Below are 1,455 nucleotides of genomic sequence, written 5' to 3'. Positions count from 1 at the left end.
CTGTAATTGGATGGACTCGCCCAAGCCGAGGCGTCAATGCGCCACGGTGGCAGTCTAAACAGCCAACGACAGCGAGGGCGAGCCCATGAAAAATCATAGTTCGATTGATCAATCCGTGTCTTCTTCCGATTTGTCGGCCTGCACAACCTTGGCGGTCGATCTGGCCAAACAGGTCTTTCAGGTCGCCGGTGAAGATGTGCTCGGCCAGGTGCTCTACGAGCAGCGGATCAAGTCGCGCGAGGCGTTTTATGATTTTCTCCGACAGTTGCCGCCTCATGTCGTGGTTTTGATGGAGACCGGTCCGGGTGCCCAGGCCTGGGCCCGGCAGCTGCAAGACCAAGGCAACCCGGTGCGGATTCTTCCAGCCGGTCTGGTGGCCACACATCGCAGCGGGCCTAAAAATGATCGCAACGATGCGCTGGCGATTCTGCGGGCTAATCGCGATGAAAAAATCTGCGCAGTACCGGTAAAAAGCGTTGCGGCGCTAGCAATGCAGGCGTTGCATCGCGCCCGCCAGGGCTATGTGCGTCGACGCACGGCCCTCAGTAATCAGATGCGCGGTCTGCTGCTTGAGCACGGCGTAGCCTTGGCGCAGGGCGATGTTGCGATCAGCCAGAAAATCCCGCGGGTGCTGGAAGATGCCACCCAGCCGGTGCCGGGCCTGCTGCGTGAACTGATCGACGAACTGTTGGCCGAGTGGCGCCATTTGGGCGAGCGCATCAGCGTACTGACGGGACGCCTGGAAGTGGCCGCCAACGCCGACATGACGGCGAAGCGGCTAATGACTGTGCGCGGCATCGGCCCGGTCACTGCCACGGCACTGGTGGCCAAGGAAACCAAGCCTGAGCGATTTCCCAATGCCCGCAAGTTTGCCGCGTACTTTGGCATGGTGCCTGACCAGCACAGCAGCGGGGAGACGGTCCGGCTGGGGGACATGACCAAGCGAGGTGATGCTTATTTACGCAGCCTGATGATCCAGGGAGCCCATGCGGTGCTGCAACAACTACGACCTGATTCCCAGCAACCCGATGACCGCCGCTTGTTGCACTGGATGAGCCGGTTGGGCCGTAAGGAGGCCGCGATCAGGCTAGCCAACCGCAACCTGCGAATCGTCTGGGTGCTTCTACAGAATGACCAGACTTATCGTCGCCACGCTGGTGATGGCCAGCCAGCGACGATGGGCCACTGAGCGACAGAGTTCTGCCACCGAGGTACTAACCGTCTGACCCTCTGCTGAAAAAAATTGACCCCAGGTAAGACCGGCGTGGGTTGATGCCTAAGCTCCTACTGGCCTTCGAGGCCTGACTGTAATCGGCATACCACGAGCTTTTCCAATTTTGGCCAGAAGCCGAAGACGGCTTCCACGAATAGGCCTGATACATAGATGCAACGGGGCAGCGGTTTTTCAAAAGCGGGTAGACAGTGGGGGCGAGTCCATACATAGGAGCTGGCTTG

Annotated in this window: 1 protein-coding gene; it reads left to right on the top strand. The window is 59.5% G+C overall.

Annotation, left to right across the window (positions count from 1 at the left end):
• Nucleotides 1-130: 130 nt before the first annotated feature.
• Entirely contained in the window at nucleotides 131-1,189 is a 1,059-nt protein-coding gene (locus tag ACM6IK_RS20865) for an IS110 family transposase (RefSeq protein ID WP_414875825.1), read from the top strand.
• The last annotated feature ends 266 nt before the right edge of the window (nucleotides 1,190-1,455 follow it).

This window comes from Pseudomonas sp. IT-196MI5 (genome assembly GCF_949767415.1).
Taxonomy (GTDB): domain Bacteria; phylum Pseudomonadota; class Gammaproteobacteria; order Pseudomonadales; family Pseudomonadaceae; genus Aquipseudomonas.
The sequence above is the reverse complement of the archived record's forward strand: the minus strand, read 5'-3'. Positions and strand labels throughout refer to the sequence as shown.